At 73.7% G+C, this 6697-nt stretch carries 4 protein-coding genes; all 4 read left to right on the top strand.

The features are described from left to right. Window positions 1-622, top strand: a 622-nt coding sequence (locus E1285_RS13430; RefSeq protein ID WP_132151733.1) for an ABC transporter ATP-binding protein, incomplete at its 5' end; no start/stop codon positions are given. Window positions 623-627: 5 nt separating this feature from the next. Further along, a complete protein-coding gene (locus E1285_RS13425) occupies window positions 628-3216 on the top strand; it encodes an ABC transporter permease (protein WP_132151731.1) in 2589 nt (862 codons plus the stop codon). Window positions 3217-3331: 115 nt separating this feature from the next. Beyond that, the gene (locus E1285_RS13420; protein ID WP_207946572.1) at window positions 3332-4096 is read left to right on the top strand and encodes an ABC transporter ATP-binding protein; all 765 of its coding nucleotides are present in this window, start codon (window positions 3332-3334) and stop codon (window positions 4094-4096) included. A 4-nt stretch (window positions 4097-4100) separates the two neighbouring features. Next, window positions 4101-6677, top strand: coding sequence for an FtsX-like permease family protein (locus E1285_RS13415; protein WP_132151729.1), 2577 nt, complete (start codon window positions 4101-4103; stop codon window positions 6675-6677). The last annotated feature ends 20 nt before the right edge of the window (window positions 6678-6697 follow it).

Below are 6697 nucleotides of genomic sequence, written 5' to 3'. Positions count from 1 at the left end.
GTTCACCGCGATCATGGGGCCGTCGGGCTCCGGGAAGTCGACGTTCCTGCACTGCATGGCCGGGCTGGACACGGTGTCGTCCGGGTCGGTGCTGATCGGCGACGTGGAGATCACGAAGCTGTCGCGGACCCGGCTGACCAAGCTGCGCCGCGACCGGCTCGGATTCGTGTTCCAGTCGTTCAACCTGCTGCCGATGCTGACGGCCGAGGAGAACATCAGGCTCACCGGCCGACTCGGAAACCGCAGCGCCGACCGGCAGTGGTTCGACACCATCGTGGACGCGCTCGGCCTGCGCGAACGGCTCGCGCACCGCCCGAGCGAACTGTCGGGCGGACAGCAGCAACGGGTCGCCGTGGCACGGGCACTGCTGACCCGGCCCGAAGTCCTGTTCGCCGACGAACCGACCGGCAACCTCGACTCCAAATCGGGCGCCGAGGTGCTCGGGTTCCTGCGCAGCGCCGTGGACACCTACCACCAGACGGTGGTCATGGTGACGCACGACCCGGTGGCAGCCGCCCACGCCGACCGGGTGCTGTTCCTCGCCGACGGGATGCTCGTGCGCGAGCTGGTCTCGCCGTCCATCGACCGGGTCCACGCCGCCATGCGGCAGATGGAGGGCTGAGCGGCATGTGGCTCATCGCACGCCGCTCGTTCACCGAAGGCTGGGTGCGGCTCGTCGCGACCCTGCTGGCGGCGGTCTTCTCGATCGGGCTGATCGCGGGGTCGCTGCAGTTCACGCTGCGGGCACAGGAGGCGGTGTCGGGCAGCGACGCCAGCGAGTACGCCCAGACGGACGTGCTCGTCCTCGGCGGGACCGCCGACCCGGACGACGTGTACGCGGCCCCGGACGGGCGGGTGGCGCTGGACGAGGTCGCGGGACGGCCGGGCGTGGCGGCGGTCGCCGGGGACGCGATGGTCCCGGTGACCGCGAGCGGTCCGGACGGCGAGACGATCGTCCCGCCGGCCGGAGCCGGGACGACGCTGCGGCCGTGGACATCGCAGGCCGGCCTCAACCCGTACCACCTGGAGTCGGGACGCGCGCCCGCCGCCGACGGCGAGGTCGCGGTCACCCGGCACGTGGCGCGGGCGGGGAAGCTGGAGGCCGGCGACCCGCTGCGGGTGACGCTGCCGAGGCAGAGCCGCGAGATGAAGGTCGTCGGGATCGTCACCGTGGACGGCCGCGGCTCCGTGGCGAGAGGCGACCTGGTACTGGCGCCGCCGGAGACCGTCCGGCGGGCGGCGGGACTGCCCGCCGGGACATGGCAGGGCGTGTGGGTGAAGGCCGCACCCGGGGTCGGGGCGGCGCAGCTCAACAAGGACCTGACCGGCGCGCTGCGCGGCGAGGACGTCACCGTCCGGACGGCCGCCGACGTGCGGAGGGCCCACTCGGCCACCCTCCAGTCGGACGGAACGTCGATCGGCGGCGCCATCGGCATGCTCGCGTCGGTCTCGGTGTTCGTCGGCCTGTTCGTCGTGGCCAACACCTTCGGCACCCTCGTCCGGCAGCGCACCCGCCGGCTCGCGCTGCTCGGCGCCATCGGCGCCACGCCCCGCCAGATCAAACGGCTCATCAAGCTCGAAGCGCTCGCGCTCGGCATCGTCGCCTCGATCGGCGGCGTGCTGCTCGGCTACCCGGTGTCGAGCCTGCTCACCACCCTGTTCGCGCAGGACGGCTTCGACATCTCCGCCGCCGACGTCCAGTACGGCTGGGTCGCGCTGCTCGTCCCGGCCGTGACCGGGGTCCTCGTCACCCAGCTCGCGGCGTGGCGGGCCGCCAGGAAGGCCGCGCGCATCTCGCCCATGCAGGCGCTCCGCGCCGCGAGCTCCGACACCACCGGGCGGCGCCTGCCCCGGCTGCTCGGCGCGCTCGCCGTGCTCGCCTTCGCCTGCATGTTCTTCGGCCTGGTCTTCGTGCTCAGGCACGACGAGCCGCCGGGGACCGACCGCACCATCGGCGTCTCCGTCATGATCCTCATGGGGGCCATGACGACCGTGGCGGCGCTGTCGATCCTCGCGCCGTTCTTCGTCGGCCCGCTCGGCGGCCTGGTCGGACGCGTCGGGACGGCTGTGAGCGGGGAGGCCGGGCGGCTGGCCCGCGCCACCATCACCCGCAACCCGCGCCGCGTGTCGTCGGCGGCGTCGTCCCTGATGCTCGGCGTGGCGCTGGTCGGCACGACCGCGCTGATCGTCCTGTCGGTGAACGCGCGGTTCGCCGAGGCCGGGGAGGAGGTGATGCGGGCCGAGCACGCGATCGCCGCGACCGGCTTGACCTCGTCCGGGACCGCGCCCCTGCCCCGCGAGGTGGCGGACCGGGCCGCCGCGGCGCCGGGCGTGTCCCGGGCGATGGCGCTCACGGGCACCGACGCCAAGCTCGTCTCGCCGCGCCCGAAGAGCCCCTACGGCGACGGCGACCCCACGCCGCTGTACCTGATGGTGTCCGGCGCCGACCAGGCCGCGCTGCCGTCCGTCCTCGACCTCGGCGGTGATCTGCGGCCGCTCCGCACCGGCGAGATCGGGCTCACGTCCACGATCATGGAGGCGCAGGACCTGAAGAAGGGGCAGCGGATCGTCGTCCGCGGCGGCGGTGGCCGGGTCGCGCTGACCATCGCGGGCGCCTACCACGACCCGTCCCACCTGTTCGCCGACCAGGCGCTCGTGTCGTCGGCCACCATGGACCGGCTGGACCCGGACGCCGCCACGCAGGCGGTCCTCGTCCGGGGAGGCACGAAGGACGGCCTGACCCGCGCGGTCGCGGACGTGCCGGGCGTCGAGGTGCTCGACCGGTCCGCCTACATCGGGACGGCCGCCGACTCGATGACGAGCGGCATGCGTGTCATCTACGGCTTCATCGGCATGTCACTCGTCCTCGCCCTGTTCGGGATGGCGACGACCGTCTCGATGAGCGTCGCCGAGCGGACCCGCGAGTTCGGGCTGCTCGGCGCGGTCGGCGCCACGGCGGCGCAGGTCCGGTCGATCGTCCGGTGGGAGGCCGCCACGGTCGTCCTGCTCGGGAGCCTCCTCGGCGTGGGCACCGCGCTCGGCACCGTGACTCTGATGCGTGTGGGCACGGGCAGCTCGTTCTTCGGCCAGGCCCCGCCATGGTGGCTGTTCGCCCTGGTGATCGCCGGCGCCGCCATCGTCACGCTGGCCACCTCCGCCCTACCCGCCCGTCGCGCGGCGGCCGTCCCCGTCCTGGAGGCGGCGAAGGCCGAGTGAGCCGAGCCGGGTGTCCGGTGGGGCTGTCCTGAGCGGAAGCTGGGGACAGCCCCACCCGCCCTTGGGGAGCGGGCGCCAATGCGGCGACCGGTCCCCCGGCGGTTTGCTTGAACGCATGACGCAGACAACCGCCATGCCCCCGGTCGAGCACGTCCACGATCAGGTCGCCGTCGCACGCGAGGTGGTCAAGTCGTACGGGACGGGTGACAGCGCCGTGTCCGCGTTGCGCGGTGTCTCGGCGGCGTTCGCGCGCGGCCGGTTCACCGCGATCATGGGGCCGTCGGGCTCCGGGAAGTCGACGTTCCTGCACTGCATGGCCGGGCTGGACACGGTGTCGTCCGGGTCGGTGCTGATCGGCGACGTGGAGATCACGAAGCTGTCGCGGACCCGGCTGACCAAGCTGCGCCGCGACCGGCTCGGATTCGTGTTCCAGTCGTTCAACCTGCTGCCGATGCTGACGGCCGAGGAGAACATCAGGCTCACCGGCCGACTCGGAAACCGCAGCGCCGACCGGCAGTGGTTCGACACCATCGTGGACGCGCTCGGCCTGCGCGAACGGCTCGCGCACCGCCCGAGCGAACTGTCGGGCGGACAGCAGCAACGGGTCGCTGTAGCACGGGCACTGCTGACCCGGCCCGAAGTCCTGTTCGCCGACGAACCGACCGGCAACCTCGACTCCAAATCGGGCGCCGAGGTGCTCGGGTTCCTGCGCAGCGCCGTGGACACCTACCACCAGACGGTGATCATGGTGACGCACGACCCGGCCGCCGCCGCCCACGCCGACCGGGTGCTGTTCCTCGCCGACGGAATGATCGTCAACGATCTGCAGGCTCCGTCCATCGACCGCGTGCACGCCGCGATGCGGCGGTTGGAGGGCTGAGGGCATGTGGCTCATCGCACGCCGCTCCGTGGCCGACGGCTGGGGCCGGCTGGCCGCCACGCTGCTGGCCGCCGTGCTCTCGATCGGGATGATCGCCGGGGGGCTGCAGTTCACGCTCCGGGCACAGGAGGCGCTGTCGGGCAGCGACGCCAGCGAGTACGCCCGCGCGGACGTGCTCGTCCTCGGCGGGACTACCGACCCGGAGAGCACGCGGGCGACCCGGGAAGGGAAGGTGGCCCCGAACCAGGTGGCCGGGCTGCCGGGCGTGGCGGCCGTCGCGGGAGACGCGCAACTCCCGGTCACCGCCGGCGGGCCGGACGGCGAACCGATCCCGCCGCCCGCCTGGGCGGGGACGCTGCTGCGGCCGTGGACGCCGGAGACCGCGCTCAACCCGTACCGCCTGGAGTCCGGACGCGCCCCCGCCGCCGACGGCGAGGTCGCCGTCACCCGGCACGCGGCACGGGGCGGGGACCTGGAGACCGGCGACCCGCTGCGGGTGGCGCTGCCGAAGCGGACCCGGGAGATGAAGGTCGTCGGGATCGTCACCGTGCAGGGCCGTGACGCCGTGGCGGACGGCAACCTGGTGCTGGCGCCGCCGGAAACCGTCCGGGAGGCGGCGGGACTGCCGGCGGGAACGTGGCACGGCGTGTGGGTGAAGGCCGCGCCGGGCGTCGAGGCGGCGCGGCTGAGCGAGGACCTGAACCGCGCGCTGAGCGGCGACGACGTCACCGTGCGGACGGCCGCCGACGTGCGGGCCGAGCAGTCGGGCACCGTACGGGGCGACGCGAGCATGATGTCCGGCATCATCGCCATGCTCTCGCTGATCGGGGTGTTCGTCGGCCTGTTCGTCGTGGCCAACACGTTCGGCACCCTCGTCCGGCAGCGCACCCGCCGGCTCGCGCTGCTCGGCGCCATCGGCGCCACGCCCCGCCAGATCAAACGGCTCATCAAGCTCGAAGCACTCGCGCTCGGCATCGTCGCCTCGATCGGCGGGCTGCTGCTCGGCTACCCCGTGTCGAGCCTGCTCGCCGCCCTGCTCGCCGAGGACGGCTTCGACATCACCGCCACCGGTCCCCAGTACGGCTGGATCGCGCTCGTGGCCCCGGCCGCGGCCGGGATCCTCGTCATCCAGCTCTCGGCCTGGCGGGCGGCGTCGAAGGCCGCGCGCATCTCACCCATGGAGGCGCTCCGTAGCACCGGTTCCGGCACCGCCGGACGGCGGTGGCCCCGGGTGCTCGGCGCGCTCGCCCTGTTCGGCTGCTCCTGGATCTTCCTCGGCTCGGCCTTCGGCACCCAGGACGGGCAGCCGCCCGGCGTCCAGCGCGCCACGAGCATCTGCGCGCTGATCCTCATCGGCTCCATGATCAACGTGATCGCGCTGTCCGTCCTCGCCCCGTTCTTCGTCGGCCCCCTCGGCGGCCTGGTCGGACGCGTCGGCACGGTGGCGAGCGGGGAGGCCGGGCGGCTGGCCAGGGCCACGATCAGCCGCAGCCCGCGCCGCGTTTCGGCGGCCGCCTCGTCCCTGATGCTCGGCGTGGTGCTGGTCGGCACCCCCTCGCTCGTCGCCCTGTCCGCGGAGGCGCGGTACGACGAGGCGGGCCGGCAGGTGATGCTGGCCGAGCGGGCGATCACGTCGACGGGGTCGGACGAGGCCGAACGGGCGTCACTGCCCCGCGACACGGCCGAACGGGCCGCGGCCGCCCGCGGCGTCACCAGTGCGGCGGCGCTCACGGCCACCGACGCCGAACTCGTCGAACCGCCCCCGCAGGGCCCGGCCGGGCTGCCGCTGCCGCTGCGGGTGACGGGCGCCGACCAGGCGGCGCTGCCGTCCGTCGCCGATCTCGGCGGCGACCTGCGGCCGCTCCGTCCCGGGGAGATCGGGCTCACGTCCGGGATCATGAAGATGCGGGACATCGAGAAGGGGCAGCGGATCGTCGTCCGGACCGAATCCGGCCGGGTCGCGCTGACCGTCGCCGGCGCTTACCACGACCCCTCCCACCTGTTCGCCGACCAGGCGCTCGTCTCGCCCGCGACCATGGACCGGCTCGACCCGGGCGCGGCGCCGCAGGCGGTCCTCGTCCGCGGCGGCACCGAGGACGGCCTCACCCGCGCGCTCGCCGGCGTCCCGGGCGCGGAGGTGCAGGACAGGTCCGCGTACATCGAGACGGTCGTCGACTCCACGACGAACGGGAGAACCGTCATCTACGGCTTCATCGCCATGTCGCTCGTCCTCGCGCTGTTCGGGCTGGCGACGACCATCTCGATGAGCGTGGCCGAGCGGACCCGCGAGTTCGGGCTGCTCGGTGCCGTCGGCGCGACGGCGGCGCAGATCCGCTCGGTCGTCCGGTGGGAGGCCACCACGGTCGTGCTTCTCGGCGGCCTGCTCGGTAGCGGCATCGCGGTCGGCGCCGTGTCGATGATGAGGCTGGCGACGGGAAGCACGTTCATCGACCCGGTCCCGCCGTGGTGGCTGTTCGTCGTGGTCCTCGCCGGGGCGGCGGCCGTCACGCTGGCGACGTCCGCCCTTCCGGGCCGCCGGGCGGCGGACGTCCCCATCCTCGAAGCCACCAGAGCGGAGTGAGACCAGAGCGGAGTGAGCCA

Source organism: Actinomadura sp. 7K507 (genome assembly GCF_004348425.1).
Taxonomy (GTDB): domain Bacteria; phylum Actinomycetota; class Actinomycetes; order Streptosporangiales; family Streptosporangiaceae; genus Spirillospora.
The sequence above is the reverse complement of the archived record's forward strand: the minus strand, read 5'-3'. Positions and strand labels throughout refer to the sequence as shown.